The sequence below is a fragment of the Spiribacter roseus genome (genome assembly GCF_002813635.1).
Taxonomy (GTDB): Bacteria; Pseudomonadota; Gammaproteobacteria; order Nitrococcales; family Nitrococcaceae; genus Spiribacter; species Spiribacter roseus.
Genome location: NZ_CP016382.1, coordinates 1,661,425 through 1,685,985 on the forward strand (window position 1 = coordinate 1,661,425; position 24,561 = coordinate 1,685,985).

Below are 24,561 nucleotides of genomic sequence, written 5' to 3' on the forward strand. Positions count from 1 at the left end.
GGCTAAGTCCGCGGGGAGTCCTGATACAATCACAACTTTTACGCCAACAGCTTGTCGGTCAGTCATGAAAGTTTTTATCCGTCTGCTTATCGCCCTTCTCCTGCTGGGCGGAATCTTTGGTGGCATCTTCGGCTACAAATACTTTGTCCAGACGCAGGGTGGCGGCCCGGGCGGCCCGCGTCCGGCCAACATCACCGCGACCACGGTCGCCAGCGAGCAGTGGCAGGGCGAGCGCAGCAGCGTCGGCAGCCTGACCGCCGTGGATCGCGTCGCCGTGAGCACCGAGGTGGCCGGCACCATCGAGTCGCTCAACTTCGACTCGGGTGAGCGCGTCGACACCAATGATGTGCTGGTCGCCCTGGACACCGATGTTGACGAGGCCGAGCTGCAGGGCCTTCAGGCCGAGGCCGAGCTGGCCCGCATCGCGTTCAACCGCGCCGAGGATCTGCTCCCCCAGCAGGCCATCTCCCAGTCCGAGTTCGACGAAGCGCGGGCCCGGCTCGACAGCGCCACCGCGGCCGTGGACACCCAGCAGGCGCGACTGGCGCAGAAGACCATCCGCGCGCCCTTCCCGGGCATTCTCGGTCTGCGCACGGTCAGCGTCGGCCAGTATCTGGCCCCCGGCAGTGACATTGTCGAGATCCAGCGGCTCGACCCGATCTATGCCGACTTCACCCTGCCCGAGCGGTTTCTCACCGACCTCGAGCAGGGCCAGTCCATCGAGGTGAACACCAGCGCCTTCGAGGACACCTTCAACGGGACCATCACCGCCATCGACAGCGCCATCCGCGAGAACACCCGCGCCGTGTCGGTGCGCGCCACGCTGGACAATCCCGACGGGCGACTGCGACCCGGCATGTTCGCCGAGGTGACGGTGCTCGAGCCCATGGAGCGCACGCTGCTCACCATCCCGCGCACGGCGGTAAGCTTTAACACCTATGGCGATTTCGTGCTGCGCATCAATCAGAACGACAACGGTCTGGTGGCCGAGCGCGTGCAGATTGAGACCGGCGAGGTGCGCGATGGCCGGGTCGAGGTCACCAGTGGCCTCGACAAGGGCGATCGCGTGGTGGCCGCCGGGCTGGTCAAGGTCCGCCCCGGCCAGCCGGTCACCATTGATGACACCGTCACGCTGAATCCGGACGAGGTGACCGGTCGATGAAATTCACCGACATCTTCATCCATCGCCCGGTGCTGGCGACGGTGATCAGCCTGCTGATCCTGCTGGCCGGTGTGCGCTCGCTGGACCTACTCGAGGTGCGCCAGTACCCGTCCACCGAGAACACGGTGGTCACCGTCACCACCACCTTCCCGGGCGCCGACAGCGAGCTGGTGCAGGGCTTCATCACCCAGCCGCTGCAGCAGGCCATCGCCGAGGCCGGTGGCATCGACTACATCACCTCGGAAAGCCGCCAGGGCCAGTCCACCATCGAGGTGAACATGGCCCTCAACTACGACGCCAACGCGGCGGTCTCCGAGATACAGGCCAAGGTGGCCAGCCAGCGCAATGTGCTGCCCGCCGACGCCCAGGACCCGGTGATCGAGTCGAGCACCGGCGATCAGACGGCGCTCATGTATCTGGCGATCTACAGCGAGTCGGTCAAGATCCCCGAGATCACCGATTTCGTGAACCGCGTCATCCAGCCCCAGGTCCAGGCGCTGGACGGGGTGGCCAAGGCCCGGGTGTTCGGGCGCTCGCCGGCCATGCGCATCTGGCTCGACCCGCAGCGCATGGCGGCGCTCAACGTCACCGCCAGCGAAGTCCGCGACGTGCTGCGTGCCAACAACTACCAGGCCGGCATTGGCAACACCAAGGGGCCGTACACCCGCATCAACCTGTCGGTGACCACCGATGTGAGCGATCCCGACGCCTTCCAGCGCCTGGTGATCCGCGAAGAGAACGGCACCGTGGTGCGCCTTGATGATGTGGCCGATACGGACTTCGGCTCCGAGACCTATGCCTCGGCGGCCTGGTACAAGGGCCAGCCCTCGGTGTTCATCGCCGTCGAGCAGGCTCCCGGCGCCAACCCGCTGGATGTGGCCGGCGAAGTCCAGCAGACGATGCCCAACCTGCGCAGTCAGCTACCGCAGGACATGCAGCTCGCGCTGCCGTATGACGCGAGCAAGTTCATCGAAGACTCCATCAACGAGGTGTTCAAGACCATCGCCGAGGCGGTGCTGATCGTGCTCGTGGTGATCTTCCTGACCATCGGCTCGATCCGCGCGGCCATCGTGCCGTCGCTGGCGGTGCCGCTGTCGCTGGTGGGCGCGGCCACCATCATGATCGCGCTGGGCTATTCGCTGAACCTGCTCACGCTGCTGTCCATGGTGCTCGCCATCGGGCTGGTGGTGGACGACGCGATCATCGTTGTCGAGAACATCCACCGCCATATCGAGGAAGGCTACTCCAACGTCGATGCCGCCATTATGGGCGCGCGCGAACTGGCCGTGCCCATCATCGCCATGACCACGACCCTGCTCGCGGTCTACGCGCCCATCGGCTTCATGGGCGGGCTGATCGGAACGCTGTTCACCGAGTTCGCCTTCACCCTGGCCGGGTCGGTGCTCATCTCGGGCATCATCGCGCTGACCTTCTCGCCCATGGTCTCGGCCGCCGTGCTCAAGCCCGGCGGCAAGGCGGGGCGGTTTGAGCAGTTCGTCGAGCGCATGTTCAACGGCCTGGCCGCCGCCTATCAGCGCAGCCTGCACAGCCTGCTCGACACCAAGAGCGTGCTCATCGTGTTCGGCGTGATCGTGCTGGCCTCGAACTACTTCATGTTCACCACCAGCCAGAGCGAGCTGGCGCCCACCGAGGATCAGAGCATCCTGTTCTTCCAGGGCACCGCACCGCGCACCGCCACTTTCGATTATCTGGCGACGTTCGCCGAGCGCTACCAGACCGAAGCGGAGAGCATCCCCGAGTACAGCGAGACGTTCATGATCCTCGGCGGCCTGTCGCCGGATACGGTGTTCGGCGGCGTCAAGATGGTGCCCACCAGCGAGCGCGAGCGCAGCCAGACCGAGGTGCAGCAGGAGGTGACCGCCAAGTTCACGCCCAACCCGGGGCTCGACACCGCGGTGTTCCCGCGGCCGAGTCTGCCGGGCTCGGGCGGCGGGCTGCCCGTGCAGTTCGTGCTGACCACCTCGGCCGGCTACGAGGCGCTGGATAACGTCGCCACCGATTTCATCGGCCAGGCCATGGGCAGCGGCAACTTCCTGTTCCTGCGCAAGTCCGTGGAGTTCGACCGACCGCTGACCACGGTCGAGGTCAACCGCGACAAGGCCGCCGACATGGGCATCAGCATGGAGCAGCTCGGCAGCAGCCTGTCGGGGATGCTCGGTGGCGGCTACGTCAACCGCTTCAATCTGGACGGGCGCAGCTACAAGGTCATCCCCCAGGTTGATCGCCCGTTCCGGGCCAATGCGGCGATGCTCGAGGAATACTACATCGAGACCCCCCAGGGCGAATCGGTGCCACTCTCAAGCCTGGTGACCCTCAAGGAATCGGTGGTCCCAAGCTCACGCAACCAGTTCCAGCAGCTCAACTCGGTGACGCTTGAGGGGATCCCGGCGCCGGGCGTGCCGCTGGGGGATGCACTCAACTACCTCGCGACCACCGCCGATCAGGTCCTGCCGGCAAGCTATAACGTCGACTACACCGGCCAGTCGCGGCAGTTCGCCGATCAGGGCGGCGCGCTGGTGCTGACGTTCTTCCTGTCGATGCTGGTGATCTATCTGGTGCTCGCCGCACAGTTCGAAAGCTGGCGCGATCCGGCGATCATCCTGGTCTCGGTGCCGCTCAGTATTGCCGGGGCGCTGGCGTTCATCACCCTTGGCTTCGCCACGGTGAACATCTACACCCAGGTGGGGCTGATCACGCTGATCGGTGTCGTCGCCAAGAACGGCATCCTGATCGTGGAGTTCGCCAACAACCTGCAGATCAAGCAGGGCCTCGGCAAGCGCGCGGCGGTTGAACAGGCGGCCACCATCCGCCTGCGGCCGATCATCATGACCTCGCTGGCGCTGATCATGGCCATGGTGCCGCTGCTCATCGCCACCGGCGCGGGCGCGGTCAGCCGCTTCCAGATCGGTCTGACCATCGCCACGGGGCTTGGCATCGGCACGCTCTTCACGCTGTTCGTGCTGCCCGCCTTCTACCTGGTGCTGGGGCAGGACCACAACGCCCACAAGTCGGAGGCGACAGCGGCCTGATGGCGGCGGTGACGGCTCGGGGGCTGACCCGGACCTACGGCACGACGACGGTGGTGGATGGCATTGACCTGACCATCGAGGCGGGTGAGTGCTTTGCGCTGCTGGGGCCGAACGGTGCCGGCAAGACCACCACACTGCGCATGCTGCTGGGGCTCACACCCCCCAGCAGCGGCGAGGTGACCGTGCTCGGCGAGCCCATCCCGAAGCGGGCCCGGGCCATGCGCGAGCGCGCCGGCATCGTGCCCCAGTTCGACAACCTCGACCCCGACTTCAGTGTGCGCGAAAACCTCATCACCTACGGCGCCTATTATGGCGCACGGCGTAAGGTGGTGGAGGCGCGGATGGATTCGCTCCTTGCCTTCGCCGAGCTGACCGAGCGGGCCGATGACCCCATCCAGGGGCTGTCCGGTGGCATGAAGCGCCGCCTGACGCTTGCCCGGGCCCTGGTCAACGACCCGGAGCTGCTCGCCCTGGACGAGCCCAGTACCGGCCTTGACCCCCAGGCCCGCCAGCATATCTGGGAGCGCATGCACACGCTGCGCCGCCAGGGCCGCACCCTGCTGCTGACCACCCATTACATGGAAGAGGCCGAGCGGCTCTGCGACCGCGCCGCGATCATCGATCACGGCCGCATCGTCGCCTGCGACAGTCCCTCGGCGCTGATCGCCGCGCACATCGAGCCGCATGTGGTGGAACTGCGCGGCGATCAGGCCATGCAGTGGATGGGGCGGATGAACGCCGCCGGCGACATCGACGCCGAGGTGCGCGGTCATGCCGGCGTCGGCAGCGGCCTCGAGCCGCTGACCGCGGCGGGATTCCGGGTGGAGCCGGTGGGCGAGACGGTGCTGATCTACGGCCAGGATCGCGAGGCGTTGATCCAGCGCATCGAGGCACTGATCGGGCCGGGGTATCTCTACCGGCCGGCGAGCCTCGAGGATGTCTTTCTGCGCCTGACCGGACGGGAGCTCCGCGACTAATGAGTGCGAGTGTTGCGGATCATCTGAAAACCGGCCCACAGCTCAGTGGCCGGTTCATTGCCGTGTGGCTGCGCAACCTGCGGGTCTGGCGCAAGCTCATGCTGCCCTCGCTGCTGGGCAACTTCGGCGAGCCGGTGCTGTATCTGCTGGCACTCGGTTATGGACTGGGGCAGTTCGTCGGCGAAGTCGAGTCCATGCCCTATATGGTGTTCCTGGCGAGCGGCATCGTCTGCTCAGCGGCGATGACCGGCGCCACCTTCGAGGCGCTCTACTCCGCCTACACCCGGCTCACCCAACAGCAGACCTGGGCGGCGATGCTCGCCGCGCCGATGAACGTCGATGATGTGGTGCTGGGCGAGATCGCCTGGGCGGCCACCAAGGCGCTGATCAACGCCAGCGCCATCGTCCTGGTCGCCGCCGTGCTGGGTCTGGTCGCCGGGCCCGAGGCGCTGCTGGTGCTGCCGGTGATCCTGCTCGCGGGGTTTTCGTTTGCCGGCATCGCGATGATCGTCACCGCGATTTCGCCGAGCTACGATTTCTTCCTGTACTACTTCACATTGGTGATGACGCCGATGCTGCTGCTCTCGGGCGTGTTCTTTCCGCTATCGGGGCTGCCCGATGCGGTGGGCATCGGCGCGCAGTTCCTGCCGCTCGCGCATGTGGTCATGCTGGTGCGCCCGCTGATGACCGGCACGGCCGTCGACGCACCGGTGCTGCATCTGGCGGTGATCCTGGGCTATGCGGTGGGCAGCTACTGGATCAGCGCGGCCCTGGCGCGGCGACGGCTGATCCGCTGACCGGCTCTGTCCGCTCCGGCAGCCAGATCCAGACGTAGGCGCCCAGCGGCTGCTCGGCGCTAGAAATCATCATCCACTCTGGGGGAGTGGGCATGACGTGGCAGGAGCGTCAGTCGATCCGCGGCTTCACGGTTGGCGCGCCGCAGCTCTGCCGGGCTCGCACTGAAAAGCGGCACACCCACAATGGTGGCGGCCTCGAAATAAAGCCCGATATCCGTGCCCGGGTCACCGTTTTCAATGCGCCGCAGCGTCACACGGGTAATGCCTGCGCGCTCGGATACATCGGATGCGGTCATGCGCCGCTCGATCCGGCCGGTGCGCACAAGCCGGCCCAGTAGCGCGACCGCCTCACGGGTGTGCGGTGAATAGACTCTTTGCCTGGCGGCCATAGAGTGGATCCCTGAATATCCAAAAGTCCCGTAGGAGGATATTCAACTATCCATCTCGCTTCAATACTGGATCAGCGAGTGCACCGGCGCGTCGGTCATGTGTTCGCGGGCGTTGAGAAAACCCAGCTCGATGATGAAGCTGTAGCCGAGCATCTCCGCCCCCAGGCGACGCAGCAGATCCCCGGTGGCCCGAGCCGTTCCCCCGGTGGCCAGCAGATCGTCCACGATCAGCGTGCGGGCGCCCTGACCCAGTGCATCGCGATGCACCTCAAGCGCGTCGGTGCCGTATTCAAGCTGATACTCGCAGGCGTAGACGTCGGACGGCAGCTTGCCGGGCTTGCGCACAGGGATGAAGCCGGCGCCAATGCGGTACGCAAGCGCGGCGCCAAAGATGAACCCGCGTGACTCAGTGCCGACGATGTACTCCGGCACCGGACCCTGCAGGTCCTGCGCCAGCAGATCCACGGCCGTTTTAAAGCCCTCGGCATCGCCGAGCAGCGGCGTGATGTCCTTGAAAAGGATTCCCGGCTTGGGGAAGTCGGGAATGTCCCGGATCAGCCCCTGCACCTGAGCGACGGCGGCGTCCCGGTCCTCGATCATGGCAGTCACGACTAGCGTCTCCTCAATCCTTGGGCCACTGCATGGTAGCGGGAAACCGCCGGAGTGTCGTCACGCGACAGCGCCAGCAGGCAGGTGCGACACAGGCAGTCATCATACGCAGCGGCCACCGCCTCGCGCATATCATCGCTCAGGGTAATGTCGACACACTGGCAGCGGTGGATCGTGCCCAGCCGGCACTCGAAGTCGTTGCCGCAACGGGGACAGCGCTTGGGCTCATGATCAGGCATTCGGGGTTGAGCTTCGCGGGGTTGAGCTTCGCGCCGCGCCGGGGCGGGTTGCGGTGCTGAAGGCATCATCGGCGAGCCAGCCGCCATTGGCGGCCTCGCGCTCGAGCCGATCCATGATGGCCAGGCGCTTGTCTTCGGGATAGTCGCGCCATTCAACGATCTCGGTCTCGGTGCGTCCGCAGCCGATGCAGCGGCCATTATCGACTTCGCAGATGCTGATGCAGGGTGACGATGCGCTCATGATTTCTCCACAAGATGTTGGGGTCATGTTCTACCAGAAACCCAACTTGAAGGACAAATCACGGCGCCCGACTGCTGTTCATCATGGTCTTGAACGCCGAGTGCTGCCGGCGGTTACGCCGGGCCAGACGCAGGTCATAGTCCATCTGAAGCCGCAGCCAGAATTCCGGCGAGGTCTCGAAGTAGTCCGCGAGCAGCAGGGCGGTCGGGGCCGTGATGCGGCGTTTGCCGGCGAGGATATCAGTGATGCGGTTAACCGGCACCCGCAGCGCCCGGGCCAGGGACGCGGGCTTCAGGCCACGCGCGATCATGAACTCATGGCCGAGCACGTCGCCGGGCGGCATCGGGGCTTCCCACTCATCCTGCGGATTCATGGGCCCGGCGCCTCGTCGAGGGCGACGCCGTGGGCCTCGCCGGCGGTAAAGCGAAAGAGCAGCCACCAGCCATAGCCCACACGCAGGGTATAGCGGTCGTGATGGTCGTTGGGGTCGGGATCGGGGTCGGGGTCGGGGGTGTCGAACGGGATCGACTCATCAATCATGGGCTGCAGGCGCCTGCCGCAGGCCTGTTGCAGATCCTCCGCGTCAGTGGCGGCGTGGAGGAGCGCCAGATCACGACGCAGCACGGTGGCGAGGTTTGCTGGCGTGGAATGGGATGGCCGCCCCCACCAGATCATCCGCAGGCGGGGCGAGGCGAAGGTCTTGATCATTGGGCGATTCCTTGCCGGGATGAGGCTTGACGCTCAGTTCACCATATCGCGCGGCGGAGAGGGGCACCGGCCGTCGGGCCATGTGGCGCTGACCGATTCGTGGCCTGTGCCGGGCGATGAGCGGGAGACGAGCGGGCGGCGGATGCGGGTAAGGGAGGAAGGGCGTTGTGGGGTCTTCGGGACACGAAGTGACGCGCGACGGAGATCGTTATTACGCTCGACGTCACACGTCACGCCATGGGCAGCGGGAGTGCCTGGAATAACCGCCGCTCATCCGCGTTTCGGGGCCGCTGGAGCGCATGGGTCGTTGCGATCGTCCTGACGCGCTCTGTCGTCACTGTAAACGGAGGACGGAGTGCGTCAATTCGTCTCCGGAAGACCCTACAAAACCCAGGAGCCCAGCCCAGGCCTGGGCACCCGGCCTGGCCCCGGGCCCTGCCCCCGCGTGCTACCGTCCTCCCATGGACGAAGACATCGACATCCCCCACTTCCGGCAGCGGCTGCACGAGATGCGTGCTGAAATCGAAGGACAGGCGCAGGCTCGCGACGACTCGCGGGCGACCGTGGAGCTGGATCAGACCCGCGTGGGGCGGCTATCGCGCATGGACGCCCTTCAACAGCAGGCAATGGCCGAGGCCACCAACGAGCGCGCGCAACTCACGCTCACGCACATCACCTCCGCCCTGCAACGCTGCGATGACGGCACCTACGGCGAGTGCCTGCGCTGCGGCGAGCTCATCAACCCGCGGCGGCTTGAGGTGGATCCCGCCGCGACGCTGTGCATCGACTGCGCGGACTGAGAGCGCCCGACGCGTCACGCTAGCTCAGGAATAACCCATACGCCGGATTATCCGACTCATTCCGATACGGATAGCCCAGCTTGTCGAGGCTTTCCTCAAACTTCTCCCGCTGCTCGGGCGGCACCTGGATCCCCACCAGCACCCGGCCATAGTCCGCGCCATGGTTGCGGTAATGGAACAGCGAGATATTCCAGCGCCGTCCCAGGCGCTTGAGAAAGTTCAGCAGCGCGCCGGGGCGCTCCGGAAAGCGCACCTGATAGAGCACCTCGTGATCGACGTTATGCCCGCGGCCACCCACCATGTGCCGCACATGCACCTTCGACATCTCATCATCGGTCAGATCCAGCACCGGATAGCCCTTCGCCCGCAGCGCCTCAACCACCTCGTCGCGCTCAGCCAGGCCATCATTCAGGCCGATCCCAGCGAATACATGCGCCTCATCGGCGTGCGCGAAGCGATAGTTGAACTCAGTGATGGCGCGGTTGCCGATGGTCTCGCAGAACTCACGAAAACTCCCCGGCCGCTCCGGGATCGTCACCGCCAGCACCGCCTCGCGATGCTCGCCCAGCTCGGCGCGCTCCGCCACATGCCCCAGGCGTGAGAAGTTCATGTTGGCGCCACAGTTGATGCCCACCAGCGTCTGGCCGGTCACACCGCGCTGCTCGATGTACTTCTTGATCCCCGCCACCGCCAGCGCACCGGCCGGCTCCATCACCGTGCGGGTGTCCTCGAAGATGTCCTTGATGCCGGCGCAGATCTCATCGGTGCTCACCAGCATGCACTCATCCACCAGCTCGCGGGCGATCCGGAACGTCTCCTCACCGATCTGGCGCACGGCTACGCCGTCGGCGAAGATGCCCACCTGATCCAGCGTGACCCGCTCGCCCGCGGCCATCGCCCGCTCGAGCGTCGGCGCGTCCTCGGGCTCCACCGCGATGATGCGGATATCCGGGCGCAACTGCTTGATATACGCCGCAATCCCGGCGATCAGACCGCCACCGCCCACCGGCACGAACACCGCATCAATGGGCTGGGGATGCTGGCTGAGGATCTCCATGCCCACCGTGCCCTGCCCCGCGATCACGTCCGGGTCATCATAGGGCGGGATGAACGTCAGCCCGCGCTCCTCGATCAGCTTGGCGGCATGGGCCTTGGCGGCATCGTAGTTATCGCCATGCAGCACCACCCGACCGCCAAAGTTGCGCACCGCGTCCACCTTGATGCTCGGCGTGGTCCGGGGCATGACGATGGTCGCCTTGATGCCAAGCTTCTGCGCCGAGATCGCCACCCCCTGCGCGTGATTGCCGGCGGACGAGCAGATCACACCTTTGTCCCGCTCGGCCTGGCTCAGGCTCGCGATCTTGTTGTACGCCCCGCGGATCTTGAACGAGAACACCGGCTGCATGTCCTCGCGTTTGAGCAGGATATTGTTATCCAGGCGCCGCGACAGGTTGGTGGCAGTGACAAGCGGCGTCTGCTCAGCGACATCGTAGACGCTCGCTGTCAGAATACGTTGAAGATAGGATTGCATGCCCGACCGGGAATTTGCCCCAAAGGGCGACAGTGTACAGGAGAGACAAGCCATGAGCGTCGACACCCAGAAACGCGCCGCCGCCGAAGCCGCCGTCGAGCGCATCGAGCCCGGCAGTGTGATTGGCGTGGGCAGCGGCTCCACCGTCGATCAGTTCATCGACGCCCTCGCCGCCAGCGACACCCGGATCGAGGCCGCCGTCGCCGCTTCCGAGGCCAGCGCCGAGCGCCTGCGCAACCACGGCATCGAAGTCCGCGACGCCAACAGCGTCAGCGAACTGAGCATTTACGTGGACGGCGCCGACGAGATCTCCCGCCACCTGCAGATGATCAAGGGCGGCGGCGGCGCGCTGACCCGCGAGAAAGTCATCGCCGCCATCGCCCGGCGGTTCGTCTGCATTGTCGATGAAAGCAAATGGGTGCGCGCGCTCGGCGACTTCCCACTGCCCGTGGAAGTGGTCCCCATGGCCCGCTCCTACGTCGGCCGGCAACTGCTCAAACACGGCGGGCGGCCCACGCTGCGTGAGGGGTTCACCACCGACAACGGCAACGTCATCCTCGATGTGCAGGGTCTGGACTGCGCCGAGCCCATTGCGCTGGAGCGCGCGCTCAATAACATCGCCGGCGTGGTCACCAATGGCCTGTTCGCCGCCCGTCCGGCGGATGAACTGCTCGTCGGCACCGACACCGGCGTGCAGCGTTTCACCGCCGCCTGAGCGGCATGCAAAAGGCCCTGATCACCCTCGGTATCGCGATTCTGATCATCGGTCTGCTCTGGCCGGTGATCAGCAAACTCGGCCTCGGTCGGCTGCCGGGGGATATCGTGATCCGCCGCGAGGGATTCACCGGCTACTTCCCGATCACCACCTCGATCATCGTCAGCATCGTGGTGTCAGTAGTTATCTGGTGGTTTCGGCGTTAGCGCAGTGGCAGCAAGCAAGCTGTCAATGACGGGCAAGGGACGCTTTGCAGCCGCTGCGAGCCGCCCCCCGGGAGCTCGGAGATGACATTAGTATCTATCAGATAACTCAAAGATCGACCTCACGCGGCAAGCTGTCTCGCCGCTCAAACTCGATATCCTCTGCGCCGTAGATCGGGGATCGCCGCATGAAGTCAACCAGCGATTCACGAGGGGCGGTGAGGTGATCGTAGGCGTCCCGCGACATCACAACCGCGATCGGTTTGCCGTGGTATGTGATCTCCTGAGGGGAGTCGCCTGCCGCACGTATTAAATCGGCGAAGCGCGCCTTTGCTTCCTGTACCTGCCAATCTTTCATTGAAGGCTCTTTCTGATTCGTCTAGCCAGAACATACGCATCCGCACCGATCCATCTATTTCCCTCCCCGCAGCCACGCCCACATCCGGCCCAGATACTCATGCCAGGCGGCCTCGGTGGTGCGCAGGTCATCGGCGCTCGGCGCGAAGTCACCCGGGCGGGCGAACTGCTGTGGGATGGCCCGATGGGCGGTCGGGGCCGGTCGTGGTTCAATGCCTTCGTGATCAAACGCGGCGATGGCCCGCGGCAGATGACTCGCCGAGCTGACCACCACAGGCTGACGAAAGCCCGCGGTGTTGCCGTCGCGGGCACTCACCCATTCGGCATAAGCCGCCGCCTCCTCCTCGGTATTCCGCGCCGCCGGCAGCATCCGGATCTGCCCCCGCGGCACGCCCAGCGCCACGGCCATATCCGCGGCGATAGCGGCCTGGGACCGGCCGCGCGGCAGGGCGCCGCTGGTCACCAGCAAGGCATCGGGCCGCATCCGCCACAGCCGAATGCCCTCGATGAGTCGCTGCAGGGATGTCGCCGAGAGCTGCGCGCTCAACGGGAGCGAGGGATCATCCACGGCGCCGCCGCCCAGCACCACGATGGCTGCGACGTCGCTGGGCATTACCTGGCCCACGGCTCCGTCGGGTGCGCTCACCTCAATGGGCGTATACACGCCTTCCAGCGGCGCCATCAGGCTGTTCGACACCGGCCACCAACTGATCAAGGCGAGCGCCAACGTTGTCACCCCCATCAGCGCCAGACCGGTACGCCGGAAGCGCGTGAACGCGGCCATCAAAAGCCCCACCAGCAGGGCGATCACGACCAGGCTGAGCGGCTTTAAAAGCGCGCCGGCGAGTTTTGTGAAAAGGAACACACGCTATCCCTGCGCTACTCTGCGCGCATCCGCCGTTGATAGGCGACGCCGTCGCCGATTTCATCCCGGCGCTCGCGCCACAGCCCAAAGGCGACGCTCGGGTGATTCGATTGGTCGTCGGTTTCAGTCATAAGGTTAAGGGTATCGCGGCCACGGGCGACCGAGCGAACCTCCCGTCTACAACAACCGCTCGATTGCGCGCTTGACCTTATCCGAGCCAGGTCGGGTCATCGCCCCGAACACCTCGACCACCTCGCCGTCGGGATTGACCAGGTACTTGTTGAAGTTCCAGCGCGGGGCGCGGGACTGACGCGCCAGTTCGGCGAACACCGGATGGGCATCACCACCGCGGACGGGCACGGTCGCCATCATGTCGAAGCTCACCCCAAAGTTCACAAAGCAGGTCTCCGCGGCGGCCGCCTCGTCATCCGCCTCCTGATTGAAGGAATCCGACGAGAACCCGATCACCTTGAGCCCACGATCGGCATAGGCCTGATGCAGCGCCTCCAATCCCTCGAACTGACCGGTAAAGCCGCAGTGACTGGCGGTATTGACCAACAGCACCGCTGGCGCATCCGCGGCAAGGTCCTGCACGTTGACGACTTCGCTCGAGTGCAGCCGGCGCATGTCGTGATCAAGCCAGTCCGTGCCGGCGGTGGCCGTAGACGCCATGGCGATTCCTCCCAGTAGCAACGTGAGCAGTACAGCAATCGTTAGAGCGATTCTCATGGCGTACCCCTTAGTAGTGATGGCGCAGTTGTGCGATCAGCAGCACCTCATCCGCACAGCGATAAACCATTCGATGCTCTTGGTTGATACGTCGCGACCAATAACCGGCAAGCGCATGCCTGAGAGGCTCGGGCTTTCCGGATCCACTGAAGGGTTCTCGGGCAGTGGCTTTGATCAGGGCATTAATGCGTTTCAGCATTCGACGGTCAGTGCTCTGCCAGAACAGATAATCATCCCAGGCATTCGTCGAAAAGCAGATCTTCATTCAGCCAGCGGATGCACTTCACCACCACCCGCTTCCAGCTCAGCAACCGATTCAAGTAGTCGACGGGCATTGGCCGGCGAGCGAAGGAGCCAGGCCGTCTCCTGCAACGACTCATAGTCCTCAAGCGACATCATGACCACCGACGACGCACGGCTTCGTGTGATTGTGACCGGCGAGTGGTCCTCACACACCTGATCCATTGTGCCGGCTAGATTAGCCCTCACTTTTGTGTAGCTGATCGCGTCCATCACCGCCTCCTTATCTGTACAGGATATTGTACCGGGCGAGTCAGCCTTTAGCGACCCACATCGACCTAACGGTCCGCATAGTTGGCCTCAATCCACTCACGGTAGGCACCCGACTGAACGCGGGCGACCCATTCCGGATGGTCCAGATACCACTGAACGGTCTCGCGCAGGCCCTGCTCGAAGGTGTGGGCCGGCCGCCAGCCGAGCTCGTGCTGAATGCGGCGACTGTCGATCGCATAGCGCCGGTCATGACCGGGTCGATCGGTGACCGAGGTGATGAGGGCGCGATAGCCGCTGGCGGTGTCCGTGGGCTGGATCGTCTCGAGCGTCTCGCACAGCGCCTCCACCACCTGCAGGTTGGTGCGCTCGGCGTCCCCACCAATGTTGTAGGTGCGACCGATCTTGCCGTGCTGTAGGACCGCCCATAGTGCCTCGGCGTGATCGTCGACATGCAGCCAGTCACGGATCTGTCCCCCGTCGCCGTAGACCGGCAGGGGCTTGCCGGCAAGCGCGTTCAGGATCATCAGCGGGATGAGCTTTTCCGGAAGCTGGTAGGGCCCGTAATTGTTCGAGCAGTTGGTGATCACCACCGGCAGGCCATAAGTGCGGTGCCAGGCGCGGACCAGATGGTCGCTCGCGGCCTTGCTAGCGGCGTAGGGCGAGCTCGGTGCGTAGGGCGTCGCCTCGGTGAACGCCGGCGCGTCGGGTGGCAGATCCCCGAAGACCTCATCCGTCGAGATGTGATGCAGGCGGAAGCGCTCGCGCGGGCTCGAGCCACTGGCCTCGGGGCGGTCGTCGAGCCCCTCCCAGTAAGCGCGGGCGGTATCGAGCAGGTTCTGGGTGCCGACCACGTTGGTGTCGACAAACACGCCGGGGCCGAGGATCGAGCGGTCCACATGGCTCTCGGCGGCGAGGTGCATCACCGCATCCGGGCGATGTTCGCGAAAGACCCGTTCGAGGGCCTCGCGATCGCGGATATCCACCCGCTCGAACCGATACCCGGGATCGTGTTGAAGGCCCGGGAGGGACTCGGGGTTGCCGGCATAGGTAAGCGCATCGACGTTGACCACCTCGGCCCGCCCCCGGCCGCGGAGTTGCCGGATCAGCGCCGACCCAATGAAGCCGGCACCGCCGGTGATGAGGATTTTCATGGGGCTGCGCCCTCCTCTTCGCCGGCGTCGCGATAGCCGTTGGGGTTATCCCGCTGCCAACGCCAGGCATCCGCCATCATGGCGTCCAGGCCGCGCTCAGCCTGCCAGCCGAGCTCCTCACGGGCGCGGGTGGGATCGGCATAGCACTCGGCAATGTCGCCAGGCCGGCGCGGTGAGACATGCGTGGGGATCGTCTGACCCGAGGCGCGCTCAAAGGCCGCGACCACTTCCCGCACCGAGTAGCCACGGCCGGTGCCGAGATTCCAGACCCGGGCGCCGGTCTGGGCCATGAGGGGTTTCAGGGCGGCCAGATGCCCCTGGACCAGGTCGAGGACATGGATGTAGTCCCGCACGCCGGTCCCATCAGCGGTGGCATAGTCGTCCCCAAAGATCGACAGCGCTTCACGCCGGCCGACGGCGACCTGGCTGATGAAGGGCACGAGGTTATTGGGATGGCCCTGGGGATCCTCGCCGATGCGACCGCTCGGGTGGGCGCCCACCGGATTGAAATAGCGCAGCAGCGCCACGGACCAGCGCGGATCGGCGGCGGCCAGATCCATCAGGATGCGCTCGATCATCGCTTTGGAGGTGCCATAGGGGTTGGCGGGCTCACCCACCGGGGCGGTTTCGGGGATGGGGACGTGGGCGGGATCGCCGTAGACCGTCGCCGATGAGCTGAAGATCAGCCGCCGCACGCCAGCCCCCGCCATCGCGCGGGCCAGGGCGAGGGTTCCGCCGACGTTGTTATCGTAATAGGCGAGGGGCTTTTCGGTGCTCTCACCCACGGCCTTGAGACCGGCGAAGTGCATGACGGCATCCACCGGACCCCTGCCATCGGCATCACCGCCGGCGAGCAGGGCCGCAAGGCGTTGCTCGTCACGGATATCCGCCTCGACCACGGTCAGAGGCCGACCGCTCAGTGCCTCGACCCGCTCGAGCGCCGTCGGCGAGCCGTTGACGAAGCTGTCCAGACCGATCACCTCGTGACCGGCGTCAAGGAGGGCCAGCGCGGCATGGGAGCCAATATAGCCGGCCGCGCCGGTGATGAGGACTTTCATCGGAAGGAGTCTAGCAAAAGGGGAATCGTGCGCTCATGCTGAGCTGATCGACGCTAAAAACGTTCACCCTCCCGCGCCCGACGCATGAACAAACCGAATTCCTCTTCAGCCATCGGCATCTGATCAGTCAACGCGCGCAGCCTGTCGGCATTAATGGGCCGGCGTTCGACTTCGACGGGGACCAGTCGGACAACTGGCCGTCCGTGCCGAGTGATCGTCACCGACTCACCCCGTTCGGCACGGTCCGCCAGCTCATGGATATGTGCCCTGGCCTTGGAGAGCGTTATGGAACCGCCATCCATCCTCATGCACCGCTTGGTGACTATTGTTCCGTTCAAGGTAGTCGCCGTTGCCGCGCTCGGCAACGCATTGATGCGAATCGCAGTGACAGCGAGGATGGTGCGCGATTCAACACCAGCGACACGTCACGGGGCATGAAATGAACGACGACTGCTGGGCCCGCATTGAGCAGGCCATCGCCGAGGCATCCGGTCATGCGCCCGCGCCCATGCGGCGTACACCGGTTGGTGGTGGCGACATCAATGCCGCCTATCGGCTGGAGGGGCCGACGGTACGTTGGTTCGTCAAGCTCAACCGCGCCGATCGGCTGTGGATGTTCGAGGCCGAGACGGCAGGGTTGGCGGCCATGGCCTCGGCAGCCGAAGGTCCGCGCGTGCCGCGACCACTGACTATCGGCGTCGCGGGCAATCGCAGTTATGCGGTGATGGAGTGGATCGACCTGCATCCGCGTGGGGATACAACCGCGCTGGGCCACGCGTTGGCGAACATGCATGCGGTGACGACCAACCAGTACGGCTGGGATCGCGACAACACCATCGGCGACACCCATCAGGTCAATCCCTGGGAGCGCGACTGGGTGGCGTTCTACCGCGAGCATCGACTGCGGTTTCAGCTCGACCTCGCACGTCGCAATGGCTTTGGCGGGCGCCTGCAGGATCGCGGCGAGGCGCTGGCGGAACGGTTAGGGGCATTTTTCAGCGACTACACCCCGCGCACCTCACTGCTGCATGGTGATCTCTGGTCGGGGAATGTCGCGTTTGACGGGACGGGCGCACCGGTGCTCTATGACCCGGCGGTGTACTTTGGCGATCGGGAGAGTGACTTGGCGATGTCCGAGCTCTTCGGCCGACTACCGGCGGCGGCGTACTCGGCCTACGAGACGGTGTGGCCGCTGGATGCGGGATATCCCGTCCGCCGCGAGCTCTATCAGCTCTACCACATCCTCAATCACGCGAATCTGTTCGGTGGGCCGTATGCCCGAGAAGCGGAGGGGATGATTGATCGATTGCTGGTGGCAGTGTGACCAATCAAGCCGGCGCTGCGGAAATTATGGCGAGGCCTCTTCCCGAGCGACTTCGGCGCGGCGATCCGCTATCAAGCTGTCCGCCAGACTGATATGCGGATCGACCGTGCAAAACCGATCCCGCAGCCGTTCACCGGGATTGAGGCCGAGCTGGATTCCTTTGTTTGATAGGGCCATCAGACCTCCTTGCTTGTTGCCTGCCCTGCCGGGCTTCATTGGATACCGTGTTCGTATTAAGGCTTTATGTGTTGCAGCACGCAAGCAGCGTGGCTGGACACAAGCCTTTGTGGCGGAGCGTGCCGGGTTGCGGCAGGAAACGATATCCATCATCGAGAATGGTGCAAAGCCCTCGAGGCTTTCGTCGATCCTCGCTGTTCTCGCTGCACTCGATCTCGAGTTCAGGGTCGCTGAGCGCTCAAAATGGCAGCCGCAGGATATTGAGGCGCTTTTCTAACCGCCGCTGCGGGCAACAGGCTGGCCAATCCGATGACCGGCCATGTTCCCAAAAGATGTGTAACAGCCCTAATGTCGGTACATTACGCGGTTATTAGCGACGATCGGACTCACAAGTTGACCACCACCAACACATCCAACCCACCGACGCCGACGCCGACAGCACCCCTCACCCGCAGCGAGCAGTTCATCACCGCGGCGGTGTTCCTGTTCCCGGCGCTGGCACTGACCGTGCCGGATGGCTATTCCATCGGCGCGGTGGCACTGCTCATCGCGGCGATCACCCACCTCGTCGCCAATCGTCGCACCTGGGCACAACACCCGCCCCTGCCGGGTGCCGTCAAGGCGGTGATCGCGTTCATGATCCTCTACGCGCTCTTCTGGATGGGTGACGCGGCCCTGCGCGGCGAAGGCGTGCGCGAGTTCGACCGACCCAGCCGCTTTCTGCTCGCCGCGTTCTGCCTGAGCGTCTTCGCCCGGGCGCGTATCCAGCAGGGTGCCTTGTGGTTGGGGCTGGCGGTGGGCGGCATTGGCGCGGGTGGACTGGCCATCACCCAGAAACTCATTGAAGGCCAGCAGCGTGCCAACGGCTTCGCGCAGGTCATTCAGTTCGGCAACGCGGCCATGCTGATCGGGCTGATGTGCCTGGCCGGCATGCTGTGGAGCCTGCAGCCACCAACCACCAATCCCGACCGCCTGCGTCGCACCCGCCGTCGCCGCGTCCTCTTGACCCTTCTCATGGGCTTGGGTGCGCTGGGTGGCCTGACAGCGTCATTCGTGTCCGGCACACGGGGAGCCTGGCTTGCGCTCGGCCCCGCCCTGCTTGTCGGCCTCTGGGCGGCGGTGCAGCTCAGAAAAGCCCGGCTCTATCTGCTCATCGGTCCATTCGCCCTAGCGGTGATTGTAACGACGGCGTATTTCATCCCGGCCACAGGCGTGGAATGGCGGGTGGATTCGGCGGTGAATGAGGTGCATCTATACCTTGAGGATACCGAGCGCAGAACGAATACCGGTAATCGGTTCGAAATGTGGAGAGGGGCCGCTCACCTGATCAGCGAACGGCCCTGGGTCGGGTGGGGCGAAACGGGGTATCAGGCGGGGCTGGCGCGATTGGGCGAGGCGGGCATCATCACTGAGCGTGCGGCTGAATACACGCATGCCCATAACGAGTGGCTCAACGTCTGGGCAAAAAGGGGCATCATCGGAATATTCATTCTACTAGGATTGTATTTAAGCCCGATCAACGCGTTTGTCCGTTCCCCTCGCGGGGCAACGAGTCAGACCAGTTCCAGCGGAAGTCATGAGTCGCCACACCTCGCACTCCACACCGCCGGGATGATGTTCACCCTTGGCGCGATGGCCACCGGTCTCACGCAGGTCAATTTCAACCACAACATCGGGGTGATGACCTTTGCGTTCATGACCGCGGTACTAGTGGGGATTTCACAGCGCAATTGACGTGGCCGGTGCAGTCATTCGCGGCGCTCGCAGGGCGTCAGCAGTGCCGCCCGGCCCAATGTCCGGATCAATGGCGCTATCGCGCGCCGTCGCCCGTGATAATCGTGCGAAACGTCCGGATCACGATCACCAGGTCCAGCCAGATTGAGCAGTGCTTGGCGTAATAGAGGTCATACTCAAGCTTATCCCGGGTCTCGTCTTCCGAGTCGACATACCCGTGAGTGACCTGAGCCCAGCCAGTGATCCCCGGTTTGACCAGGTGGCGATAGGCGTAGAAGGGGATTGACGCTTCAAACGACTCAACAAACGCAACCTGTTCCGGACGCGGCCCGATGACGCTCATTTCGCCTTTGAGGACATTCCAGAACTGGGGCAGCTCATCGATGCGGGTCCGACGAATGAAATGCCCCACCCGGGTGATACGTTCATCTGCCGCCCGGGCAAACCGTGGGCCGGCCCGATCGGCATCCACCCGCATGCTGCGGAACTTGACCATGGGAAAACGCTTTCCCCCCTGACCGATACGCGACTGCATAAAGAACAAAGGCCCCGGCGAATCGCACTTGATCGCCACTGCGGCGAGGCAGACAACCGGGAGGGTGAGTGGGCTCGACGCAAGCACGATCAGTAGGTCCATACCCCGTTTGATGGCCATGTAGATCGGATGCGGCTTGAAACTGGCGAGATGGCCTGACTGCAGATACTCCAGAGATACTCGCCCCGTCAGCTGCTCACTAACCTGCGGGCCGTTATGGACGGGTACACCACGGACCTGACAGTCCGCATGAAACCGCTGCCACCGGGGGTCGTCAGTATCCAGATGGCCAACCACACCATCTACCCGGATGCCGCTCATTGAAGGCTCATCCAGTCGTACATAGCGGGCGTCAGCGACCGCCTGCACCGATGCCGGCAGAGCGCCCGGCTCAACAGCCAATACCGGCTTGAAATAGCGATGCCTGAGCGCGCGGCCAATAACAAGCCAAACCGCCGTGACCACGGCGGCAGTCAGCAGAAAGCTTCGCGAGTAATACGTGCGGGCAAATAGCAGCGCCACCGCAACGCCACCAAAGGCCGCCATGGTGATCGCCACCCCGACAAAGGGATGGAAAATACCAATATCGACTCGCTCCATCCGCCGTGCGGTCGTGACGGTGATCCCATAGGCCCCAAGACAGCCAGCAATCAGCAACTGGGCGCGCCACATATCATCCTGGCTCGGTATTCCCCACGCGACGCCGCTGCCCAGCGCAAGCATTAAAACGGCCCCACCGAGCCACCAGATCAGCGATAGCCATGCCGGGCGCCGTGTCATTGGCCCACTCGGCAGAGAGCGCTTACCGGAGCCTGCTAGTAAGTTCGACATCAGGGTAATCCTTGCCAGGTAGGGGTTTTTTGGCTAACCAAGGATCTGGCGGATTTTATCCATGTACGCATCAACGACGAGGCGGACATCATAATATTGCTCCATCAAACGGCGACCCGCCTGCCCCATCTCCGCACGGCGGGCGGGTCCCAGATGGAGCATTTCAAGCATCTTGTCAGCGAGATCGTCCGAGTCGCGCGGCTCACAGAGCAGCCCGGTCTGCCCGTCAATCAGCGGCTCACGCGTGCCAACGCTATCCGCCGCGATGATCGGTCGGCCCATGGCGGCTGCCTCCAGAAGAACGTGGGGGGTGCCTTCGCGATATGACGGTAGGACGACGCAGTCAGCATCGCTGATCAATGGCCTCACGTCGTCTACCTTGCCGAGCCAACTCATGACGGGTGATGCAGACCAAGCCTGCAGAGCGGATTCAGAAACAGTGCCAGAGTGTCCGCTCGGCACATCACCCGCAATTGAAAAGACAATGTCCGAGCTTTGGGCATGAGCTGCCTTTGCCGCCTCCATGAACTCATTAACGCCTTTCTCAGCAACGAGCCGGGCGATCATCACGAAGTGGACGGGTCTTGCTGGTGGGGCGGTCGACGCCAGCGGCGTGAAGGGGAATGCGTTCAGATCGATGCCTGAGCCGGGCAGCACCGATAGCCGATGAGACTGTGCGATATTGCGATCAAGGACATGGTCACGATCATCCTTGTTCTGCACGAACACATGAGCGGCCCTGCCCTGGGATGATCGCAGTAGCCCGTTCACCAATGCGCCCAGCCATCCGCCGCGGGTGATGGCTGTCCCCATGCCCGAAAGGTTGTTGATGAAGGGGATTCTGAGACGGCGGGCGACCAGTCCACCGTAGATATCGACTTTTGGTGTGAAATGCAGCGCGAGGGCGGGATTGATCTGGCGGTAGGCGTGGTACAGGTCCCGCAACGCCGTCAGCTCGGTCACCAGACCCGTGCTCGCGCCCTGCAGGCGGAGCGGAAAATGACTGAACCCGGCTGAGTGGAGGTCGCCAACGTATGCATCCGATGGCGCTACCGCTACCGGATCGTAGCCGCCCTCACGCAGCGCGTTAAGCAAAGGCAACCGAAAGCGGACGACGTACTCAGTCGTTGAGTTGGTGATCGCAACCCGAGGGCACAGCCCGGGCTCAGGCGCTACGTAGTCAGCCATCCACAGTGACCAAACGATGATCGCTAAATGGCTTGTCAGACTTTTTGGCCAGTACGAGCTGGGGCAGGCGTGGCGCGACGAGCATAATGATCGCACCAACCAGCTTGGCCCGATGTCGCGTGGCTGCCCCGAAGTTACTTGTCCCCACCCCGAAGGCGAAGACAAACGGTAATAGGGCGAACAGAAGTGCCCGCGCCGACGGATTACGCCAGATCGCAATCATGTGGGACCCGACAGATACAAAACCGAGGCGACAAGTAGTCTGACAGTGGGGGATGGGAATGCAGACCTTCATCCTGGGACGGTCCTTCGGCCCCCGACCCCGTAGTGGCAGAGCCCAGCTTTTCCGCAAACATGAAAACGCACGCAAAAAGAAAAAGTGCGAAGATAGTCTCAAACCCAAGCACTCTAACTAGATAACTATCTTCAAAAGCCTCTCTAACAAAAAAGAAGGACAAGATTGCCGAGAACAACACCAGCCCAGTTTTTTTCGCCCAGATCGGATTGTGGGTGTCCCGTGCCCCATGGCGATAGGCTAACTGCAGGCTCAACACCATCACAACGAGGGGCACTACAATGACCGCAAAATAACCCAAAAGTCCGACTTCGGACAGCAAGCGCAAGTGCAAGTTGTGCGGCGATGAGGCAATATGCTCTGTCCTGCTTCTGGCCTCCGTTAGGACATCTGTAGCCCCGTACCAACCAAAAGCACCGACCACCGGAGAACTGACAAAACCCTCCCACATGACTTTCCAACCCGCTAACCTACCTTGGAGATTTTTATCACTGAGCGGTTCACCAACTTCAATTCTAGAATCGAGGTAATCTACTAGTTCACTCTCGGGTTTCATAGCACCGGAGCCGATCAAAGAACCAGCCACCAATGCTCCTAATAGAAAAAACCCGGAAATGAAAATAGTTTTTTTCTTTGGCCGAAGAAGGTTCGACCAAGAAAAACTCAAAAAATAATGAGAAAAATAGAAAACGAATACCGCCGCCCAAGAACCTCGCGAGAAGGACAAGAATAAGACCAAAAGAGCCAAGACTTCAAGCATCTTCGCAGACCATGCTTGCTCTTCGTGCTGCACCCTTGATAAAACCGCCCATACCACAAACACAAACGCATAAAGCCCAACTGTATTCGCATTCACGCCACCGGTTAGGCGCCAGCTTCCGCTACCACCATGGCACGCGAAGACGAATATGCCGGGCCATATGCTCCTAAGGCTAGCAAAGGCAACAGAAGTGCCAAGACTATAAAGTAAAAACCAAACCCAGCCTCAGTTCGAAACCAGCTCAACCGCCTGCCGGTGGCCACCGTTGCTGGCACGGCTACCACAGCCACCAAGAAAACAGACACTGGGATTACGCTTGCTTCGGGCAGCCGGACCACCCAGCTTCCCACCACCGAACAAACCACAACAAGGCCCACAATGACTTGGTTCCTCGGGACATCGGCGATATGGATATTTGGCTGGTCCATAAGACTCCTTATGAGAAGGAAATAGCCCTTACCATGTCGTCAAACAGCGGACGGATGGCAAAGAAAGACTCAGGCTCCAAGCACTCCGACGAGCGTTTTACGGTACCATTCGGCAATCGAATCAAGCCCGTAATACTTAACCATCCTTCTCCGTGCGCACTGCCCGTAACGCCCCAACTCCTCGTGCCCCAGCTGCACAATCTCTGTCACTCGCCGAGACAACGTGTCGGTTGCTCCACTTCTACATACGAATCCCGTATTACCAACGACTCTCCAGGCATCTCCCACATTCGTAACCAGTGCTGGTACACCACAAGCCATCGCCTCACCCACGACATTCGGAAACCCCTCGCCCCACAGCGAGGGCATCACCAGGAGGTCGAGGGCAGGATAGAGTGATTCGGGAGCATCCGTAGGCGCGAGAAGCGTGACGTTAGATTCCAGAGCTGCTTCCCGCACGGCCGTCGCCACCGGCCCGTCGGGCTCTGCCACCCCGGTGCCTGCCATTACGCAATGCACGAGCAGCCCCTCATCCACCAGCATCCGCAACGCCTTCAGCCATCCAAGATGGTTCTTCATCGGGTGGGCACGCCCAACGACGCCCAGCAGAAACCGCTCGGGAGTCACCCCGAGCCCGGCTCGGCGGGCATTTCGGGCATCCGGGTCGGGCTTGAAGCGCGCAAGGTCAAAGCCATTGGGCAGTACCACCCTCTTGGCGGAGGGATACCCAAAGCGTTCATGCTGTTCGGCAGCGGTTTCGCTGTTGTAGATAACGCGAGCGGGCGATCGGGCCAACCAAGCACCGGCCCGGATTACCCAGCGAGTGCTCACCTTCTCCCGGCGCATGTCATGCACCGAATGGCGCACATTCCAGACGACCGGCCCACGGTGCCCCAGCCGCTGTGTGAGAGACGCCGCCAGATTGCCGTGATACATCCATCCCATCACTACATCGGGCCGGAGTTCTCGTATGGCCCCACGTAGCGCCGGTATCCAGGTGGGCGAAACGCTTCGACGCACCCCCCCCGTGTAGATGGGAGCACCCGCCTTCCGTATCTCGTCCGCCATCACCCCCGGCTGCTTGAGCGAGAAAACGGCGGACTCCTCCGGATAGACCGACACCAGGTTCGCCAACTGCCGTTCCGCGCCGCCCTGGCTCAGGCCCGCAATTACATGGAGGACTTTCATCTGCTCA

The 24,561-nt window shown here is 63.4% G+C and carries 30 protein-coding genes; 10 read left to right on the forward strand and 20 right to left on the reverse strand.

Going from position 1 to position 24,561, the window contains the following annotated elements; genetic code table 11:
* The first annotated feature begins 64 nt into the window (after positions 1-64).
* The 4 genes from BBH56_RS08170 to BBH56_RS08185 are packed head-to-tail and all read left to right on the forward strand — an operon-like array spanning position 65 to position 5,986.
* Entirely contained in the window at positions 65-1,162 is a 1,098-nt protein-coding gene (locus BBH56_RS08170) for an efflux RND transporter periplasmic adaptor subunit (RefSeq protein ID WP_148122515.1), read from the forward strand.
* On the forward strand, positions 1,159-4,212 hold the full coding sequence (locus BBH56_RS08175) for an efflux RND transporter permease subunit (RefSeq protein WP_148122516.1): 3,054 nt from the start codon (positions 1,159-1,161) through the stop codon (positions 4,210-4,212). The genes BBH56_RS08170 and BBH56_RS08175 overlap by 4 nt, the downstream gene beginning before the upstream one ends.
* Positions 4,212-5,189, forward strand: coding sequence for an ATP-binding cassette domain-containing protein (locus BBH56_RS08180; RefSeq protein WP_148122517.1), 978 nt, complete (start codon positions 4,212-4,214; stop codon positions 5,187-5,189). The genes BBH56_RS08175 and BBH56_RS08180 overlap by 1 nt, the downstream gene beginning before the upstream one ends.
* Positions 5,189-5,986 (forward strand): ABC transporter permease, encoded by a 798-nt coding sequence (locus BBH56_RS08185; RefSeq protein ID WP_148122518.1) that lies wholly within the window; start codon positions 5,189-5,191, stop codon positions 5,984-5,986. Before BBH56_RS08180 ends, BBH56_RS08185 begins: the two co-directional genes overlap by 1 nt.
* A 59-nt stretch (positions 5,987-6,045) precedes the next feature.
* Here the strand turns inward: BBH56_RS08185 and BBH56_RS08190 are convergent, their stop codons facing one another.
* Genes BBH56_RS08190 through BBH56_RS08215 form a run of 6 tightly spaced genes read right to left on the reverse strand, consistent with a single transcriptional unit; the run spans position 6,046 to position 8,172 of the window.
* Positions 6,046-6,375: a helix-turn-helix transcriptional regulator gene (locus tag BBH56_RS08190; protein ID WP_148122519.1), complete on the reverse strand. Its 330-nt coding sequence runs from the start codon at positions 6,373-6,375 to the stop codon at positions 6,046-6,048.
* A 60-nt stretch (positions 6,376-6,435) separates the two neighbouring features.
* Positions 6,436-6,975 carry an adenine phosphoribosyltransferase gene (locus tag BBH56_RS08195; RefSeq protein ID WP_148122520.1) on the reverse strand — a complete coding sequence of 180 codons (540 nt, stop codon included), beginning with the start codon at positions 6,973-6,975 and terminating at the stop codon, positions 6,436-6,438.
* A gap of 11 nt (positions 6,976-6,986) precedes the next feature.
* Entirely contained in the window at positions 6,987-7,223 is a 237-nt protein-coding gene (locus BBH56_RS08200) for a cysteine-rich CWC family protein (protein WP_157809135.1), read from the reverse strand.
* Positions 7,216-7,464, reverse strand: coding sequence for a DUF1289 domain-containing protein (locus tag BBH56_RS08205; RefSeq protein ID WP_144346810.1), 249 nt, complete (start codon positions 7,462-7,464; stop codon positions 7,216-7,218). The genes BBH56_RS08200 and BBH56_RS08205 overlap by 8 nt, the downstream gene beginning before the upstream one ends.
* Before the next feature lie 58 nt (positions 7,465-7,522).
* The gene (locus BBH56_RS08210) at positions 7,523-7,837 is read right to left on the reverse strand and encodes a HigA family addiction module antitoxin (RefSeq protein WP_198515212.1); all 315 of its coding nucleotides are present in this window, start codon (positions 7,835-7,837) and stop codon (positions 7,523-7,525) included.
* The gene (locus BBH56_RS08215; RefSeq protein WP_148122522.1) at positions 7,834-8,172 is read right to left on the reverse strand and encodes a hypothetical protein; all 339 of its coding nucleotides are present in this window, start codon (positions 8,170-8,172) and stop codon (positions 7,834-7,836) included. Before BBH56_RS08215 ends, BBH56_RS08210 begins: the two co-directional genes overlap by 4 nt.
* Positions 8,173-8,633: 461 nt before the next feature.
* On the opposite strand from BBH56_RS08215, the gene BBH56_RS08220 reads away from it, so the two are divergent.
* A complete protein-coding gene (locus tag BBH56_RS08220; RefSeq protein WP_148122523.1) occupies positions 8,634-8,972 on the forward strand; it encodes a TraR/DksA family transcriptional regulator in 339 nt (112 codons plus the stop codon).
* A gap of 19 nt (positions 8,973-8,991) precedes the next feature.
* Here the strand turns inward: BBH56_RS08220 and ilvA are convergent, their stop codons facing one another.
* On the reverse strand, positions 8,992-10,503 hold the full coding sequence (ilvA, locus tag BBH56_RS08225) for a threonine ammonia-lyase, biosynthetic (RefSeq protein WP_144346812.1): 1,512 nt from the start codon (positions 10,501-10,503) through the stop codon (positions 8,992-8,994).
* A gap of 52 nt (positions 10,504-10,555) precedes the next feature.
* Between ilvA and rpiA the strand changes: the two genes are divergently transcribed.
* Positions 10,556-11,218 (forward strand): ribose-5-phosphate isomerase RpiA, encoded by a 663-nt coding sequence (gene rpiA, locus BBH56_RS08230; RefSeq protein ID WP_069134398.1) that lies wholly within the window; start codon positions 10,556-10,558, stop codon positions 11,216-11,218.
* Positions 11,219-11,223: 5 nt separating this feature from the next.
* Positions 11,224-11,424 carry a DUF2905 domain-containing protein gene (locus BBH56_RS08235; protein ID WP_148122524.1) on the forward strand — a complete coding sequence of 67 codons (201 nt, stop codon included), beginning with the start codon at positions 11,224-11,226 and terminating at the stop codon, positions 11,422-11,424.
* A 106-nt stretch (positions 11,425-11,530) separates the two neighbouring features.
* Here BBH56_RS08235 and BBH56_RS08240 read toward each other — a convergent pair whose 3' ends face one another.
* The 8 genes from BBH56_RS08240 to BBH56_RS09715 all read right to left on the reverse strand — a co-directional run bounded on the left by BBH56_RS08240 (position 11,531) and on the right by BBH56_RS09715 (position 16,402).
* Complete coding sequence (locus BBH56_RS08240; RefSeq protein WP_148122525.1) at positions 11,531-11,779, reverse strand: type II toxin-antitoxin system Phd/YefM family antitoxin; 249 nt, start codon at positions 11,777-11,779, stop codon at positions 11,531-11,533.
* Between the two features lie 54 nt (positions 11,780-11,833).
* Positions 11,834-12,643: an ElyC/SanA/YdcF family protein gene (locus BBH56_RS08245; protein WP_148122526.1), complete on the reverse strand. Its 810-nt coding sequence runs from the start codon at positions 12,641-12,643 to the stop codon at positions 11,834-11,836.
* Between the two features lie 177 nt (positions 12,644-12,820).
* Positions 12,821-13,372 (reverse strand): glutathione peroxidase, encoded by a 552-nt coding sequence (locus BBH56_RS08250; protein ID WP_148122527.1) that lies wholly within the window; start codon positions 13,370-13,372, stop codon positions 12,821-12,823.
* A 10-nt stretch (positions 13,373-13,382) separates the two neighbouring features.
* Positions 13,383-13,637, reverse strand: coding sequence for a Txe/YoeB family addiction module toxin (locus tag BBH56_RS08255; protein WP_148122528.1), 255 nt, complete (start codon positions 13,635-13,637; stop codon positions 13,383-13,385).
* Positions 13,634-13,885, reverse strand: a complete 252-nt coding sequence (locus tag BBH56_RS08260) for a type II toxin-antitoxin system Phd/YefM family antitoxin (protein ID WP_148122529.1) — start codon at positions 13,883-13,885, stop codon at positions 13,634-13,636. Before BBH56_RS08260 ends, BBH56_RS08255 begins: the two co-directional genes overlap by 4 nt.
* A 65-nt stretch (positions 13,886-13,950) precedes the next feature.
* Positions 13,951-15,036 (reverse strand): dTDP-glucose 4,6-dehydratase, encoded by a 1,086-nt coding sequence (gene rfbB, locus BBH56_RS08265; RefSeq protein ID WP_148122530.1) that lies wholly within the window; start codon positions 15,034-15,036, stop codon positions 13,951-13,953.
* On the reverse strand, positions 15,033-16,094 hold the full coding sequence (gene galE / locus BBH56_RS08270) for a UDP-glucose 4-epimerase GalE (protein WP_148122531.1): 1,062 nt from the start codon (positions 16,092-16,094) through the stop codon (positions 15,033-15,035). Before galE ends, rfbB begins: the two co-directional genes overlap by 4 nt.
* A 53-nt stretch (positions 16,095-16,147) precedes the next feature.
* Positions 16,148-16,402: a type II toxin-antitoxin system Phd/YefM family antitoxin gene (locus BBH56_RS09715; protein WP_404828065.1), complete on the reverse strand. Its 255-nt coding sequence runs from the start codon at positions 16,400-16,402 to the stop codon at positions 16,148-16,150.
* A gap of 131 nt (positions 16,403-16,533) precedes the next feature.
* Between BBH56_RS09715 and BBH56_RS08280 the strand changes: the two genes are divergently transcribed.
* On the forward strand, positions 16,534-17,418 hold the full coding sequence (locus BBH56_RS08280) for a fructosamine kinase family protein (protein WP_148122532.1): 885 nt from the start codon (positions 16,534-16,536) through the stop codon (positions 17,416-17,418).
* 24 nt (positions 17,419-17,442) lie between these two features.
* On the opposite strand, the gene BBH56_RS09620 is transcribed toward BBH56_RS08280, so the two are convergent.
* Positions 17,443-17,595: a hypothetical protein gene (locus tag BBH56_RS09620; protein WP_157809136.1), complete on the reverse strand. Its 153-nt coding sequence runs from the start codon at positions 17,593-17,595 to the stop codon at positions 17,443-17,445.
* Positions 17,596-17,608: 13 nt separating this feature from the next.
* Between BBH56_RS09620 and BBH56_RS08285 the strand changes: the two genes are divergently transcribed.
* Positions 17,609-17,872 carry a helix-turn-helix domain-containing protein gene (locus tag BBH56_RS08285; protein ID WP_404828038.1) on the forward strand — a complete coding sequence of 88 codons (264 nt, stop codon included), beginning with the start codon at positions 17,609-17,611 and terminating at the stop codon, positions 17,870-17,872.
* A gap of 116 nt (positions 17,873-17,988) precedes the next feature.
* Positions 17,989-19,329 carry an O-antigen ligase family protein gene (locus BBH56_RS08290; RefSeq protein ID WP_157809137.1) on the forward strand — a complete coding sequence of 447 codons (1,341 nt, stop codon included), beginning with the start codon at positions 17,989-17,991 and terminating at the stop codon, positions 19,327-19,329.
* A 76-nt stretch (positions 19,330-19,405) separates the two neighbouring features.
* Here the strand turns inward: BBH56_RS08290 and BBH56_RS08295 are convergent, their stop codons facing one another.
* From BBH56_RS08295 to BBH56_RS08310, 4 genes are all read right to left on the reverse strand, one after another.
* On the reverse strand, positions 19,406-20,644 hold the full coding sequence (locus BBH56_RS08295; RefSeq protein ID WP_157809138.1) for a sugar transferase: 1,239 nt from the start codon (positions 20,642-20,644) through the stop codon (positions 19,406-19,408).
* A gap of 84 nt (positions 20,645-20,728) precedes the next feature.
* Positions 20,729-21,883: a glycosyltransferase family 4 protein gene (locus BBH56_RS08300; protein ID WP_148122535.1), complete on the reverse strand. Its 1,155-nt coding sequence runs from the start codon at positions 21,881-21,883 to the stop codon at positions 20,729-20,731.
* 203 nt (positions 21,884-22,086) lie between these two features.
* Entirely contained in the window at positions 22,087-23,034 is a 948-nt protein-coding gene (locus tag BBH56_RS08305) for an O-antigen ligase family protein (RefSeq protein WP_157809139.1), read from the reverse strand.
* Positions 23,035-23,435: 401 nt separating this feature from the next.
* Positions 23,436-24,554 carry a glycosyltransferase gene (locus BBH56_RS08310; RefSeq protein WP_148122537.1) on the reverse strand — a complete coding sequence of 373 codons (1,119 nt, stop codon included), beginning with the start codon at positions 24,552-24,554 and terminating at the stop codon, positions 23,436-23,438.
* Positions 24,555-24,561: the final 7 nt, after the last annotated feature.

What these genes read in the sequence shown, in the direction of transcription:
- BBH56_RS08280 (WP_148122532.1), top strand. Translation starts at nt 16,534, where the DNA reads ATGAACGACGACTGCTGGGCCCGCATTGAGCAGGCCATCGCCGAGGCA.
- BBH56_RS08175 (WP_148122516.1), top strand. Translation starts at nt 1,159, where the DNA reads ATGAAATTCACCGACATCTTCATCCATCGCCCGGTGCTGGCGACGGTG.
- BBH56_RS08220 (WP_148122523.1), top strand. Translation starts at nt 8,634, where the DNA reads ATGGACGAAGACATCGACATCCCCCACTTCCGGCAGCGGCTGCACGAG.
- BBH56_RS08255 (WP_148122528.1), bottom strand. Translation starts at nt 13,637, where the DNA reads ATGAAGATCTGCTTTTCGACGAATGCCTGGGATGATTATCTGTTCTGG.
- BBH56_RS08180 (WP_148122517.1), top strand. Translation starts at nt 4,212, where the DNA reads ATGGCGGCGGTGACGGCTCGGGGGCTGACCCGGACCTACGGCACGACG.
- BBH56_RS08310 (WP_148122537.1), bottom strand. Translation starts at nt 24,554, where the DNA reads ATGAAAGTCCTCCATGTAATTGCGGGCCTGAGCCAGGGCGGCGCGGAA.
- ilvA (WP_144346812.1), bottom strand. Translation starts at nt 10,503, where the DNA reads ATGCAATCCTATCTTCAACGTATTCTGACAGCGAGCGTCTACGATGTC.
- BBH56_RS08190 (WP_148122519.1), bottom strand. Translation starts at nt 6,375, where the DNA reads ATGGCCGCCAGGCAAAGAGTCTATTCACCGCACACCCGTGAGGCGGTC.
- BBH56_RS08205 (WP_144346810.1), bottom strand. Translation starts at nt 7,464, where the DNA reads ATGAGCGCATCGTCACCCTGCATCAGCATCTGCGAAGTCGATAATGGC.
- BBH56_RS09620 (WP_157809136.1), bottom strand. Translation starts at nt 17,595, where the DNA reads ATGGCCCTATCAAACAAAGGAATCCAGCTCGGCCTCAATCCCGGTGAA.
- BBH56_RS08250 (WP_148122527.1), bottom strand. Translation starts at nt 13,372, where the DNA reads ATGAGAATCGCTCTAACGATTGCTGTACTGCTCACGTTGCTACTGGGA.
- galE (WP_148122531.1), bottom strand. Translation starts at nt 16,094, where the DNA reads ATGAAAGTCCTCATCACCGGCGCGGCCGGCTATATTGGCTCCCATGCC.
- BBH56_RS08185 (WP_148122518.1), top strand. Translation starts at nt 5,189, where the DNA reads ATGAGTGCGAGTGTTGCGGATCATCTGAAAACCGGCCCACAGCTCAGT.
- BBH56_RS08240 (WP_148122525.1), bottom strand. Translation starts at nt 11,779, where the DNA reads ATGAAAGATTGGCAGGTACAGGAAGCAAAGGCGCGCTTCGCCGATTTA.
- rfbB (WP_148122530.1), bottom strand. Translation starts at nt 15,036, where the DNA reads ATGAAAATCCTCATCACCGGCGGTGCCGGCTTCATTGGGTCGGCGCTG.
- BBH56_RS09715 (WP_404828065.1), bottom strand. Translation starts at nt 16,402, where the DNA reads ATGAGGATGGATGGCGGTTCCATAACGCTCTCCAAGGCCAGGGCACAT.
- BBH56_RS08200 (WP_157809135.1), bottom strand. Translation starts at nt 7,223, where the DNA reads ATGCCTGATCATGAGCCCAAGCGCTGTCCCCGTTGCGGCAACGACTTC.
- BBH56_RS08295 (WP_157809138.1), bottom strand. Translation starts at nt 20,644, where the DNA reads ATGACACGGCGCCCGGCATGGCTATCGCTGATCTGGTGGCTCGGTGGG.
- BBH56_RS08235 (WP_148122524.1), top strand. Translation starts at nt 11,224, where the DNA reads ATGCAAAAGGCCCTGATCACCCTCGGTATCGCGATTCTGATCATCGGT.
- BBH56_RS08215 (WP_148122522.1), bottom strand. Translation starts at nt 8,172, where the DNA reads ATGATCAAGACCTTCGCCTCGCCCCGCCTGCGGATGATCTGGTGGGGG.
- rpiA (WP_069134398.1), top strand. Translation starts at nt 10,556, where the DNA reads ATGAGCGTCGACACCCAGAAACGCGCCGCCGCCGAAGCCGCCGTCGAG.
- BBH56_RS08210 (WP_198515212.1), bottom strand. Translation starts at nt 7,837, where the DNA reads ATGAATCCGCAGGATGAGTGGGAAGCCCCGATGCCGCCCGGCGACGTG.
- BBH56_RS08300 (WP_148122535.1), bottom strand. Translation starts at nt 21,883, where the DNA reads ATGGCTGACTACGTAGCGCCTGAGCCCGGGCTGTGCCCTCGGGTTGCG.
- BBH56_RS08170 (WP_148122515.1), top strand. Translation starts at nt 65, where the DNA reads ATGAAAGTTTTTATCCGTCTGCTTATCGCCCTTCTCCTGCTGGGCGGA.
- BBH56_RS08195 (WP_148122520.1), bottom strand. Translation starts at nt 6,975, where the DNA reads ATGATCGAGGACCGGGACGCCGCCGTCGCTCAGGTGCAGGGGCTGATC.
- BBH56_RS08260 (WP_148122529.1), bottom strand. Translation starts at nt 13,885, where the DNA reads ATGGACGCGATCAGCTACACAAAAGTGAGGGCTAATCTAGCCGGCACA.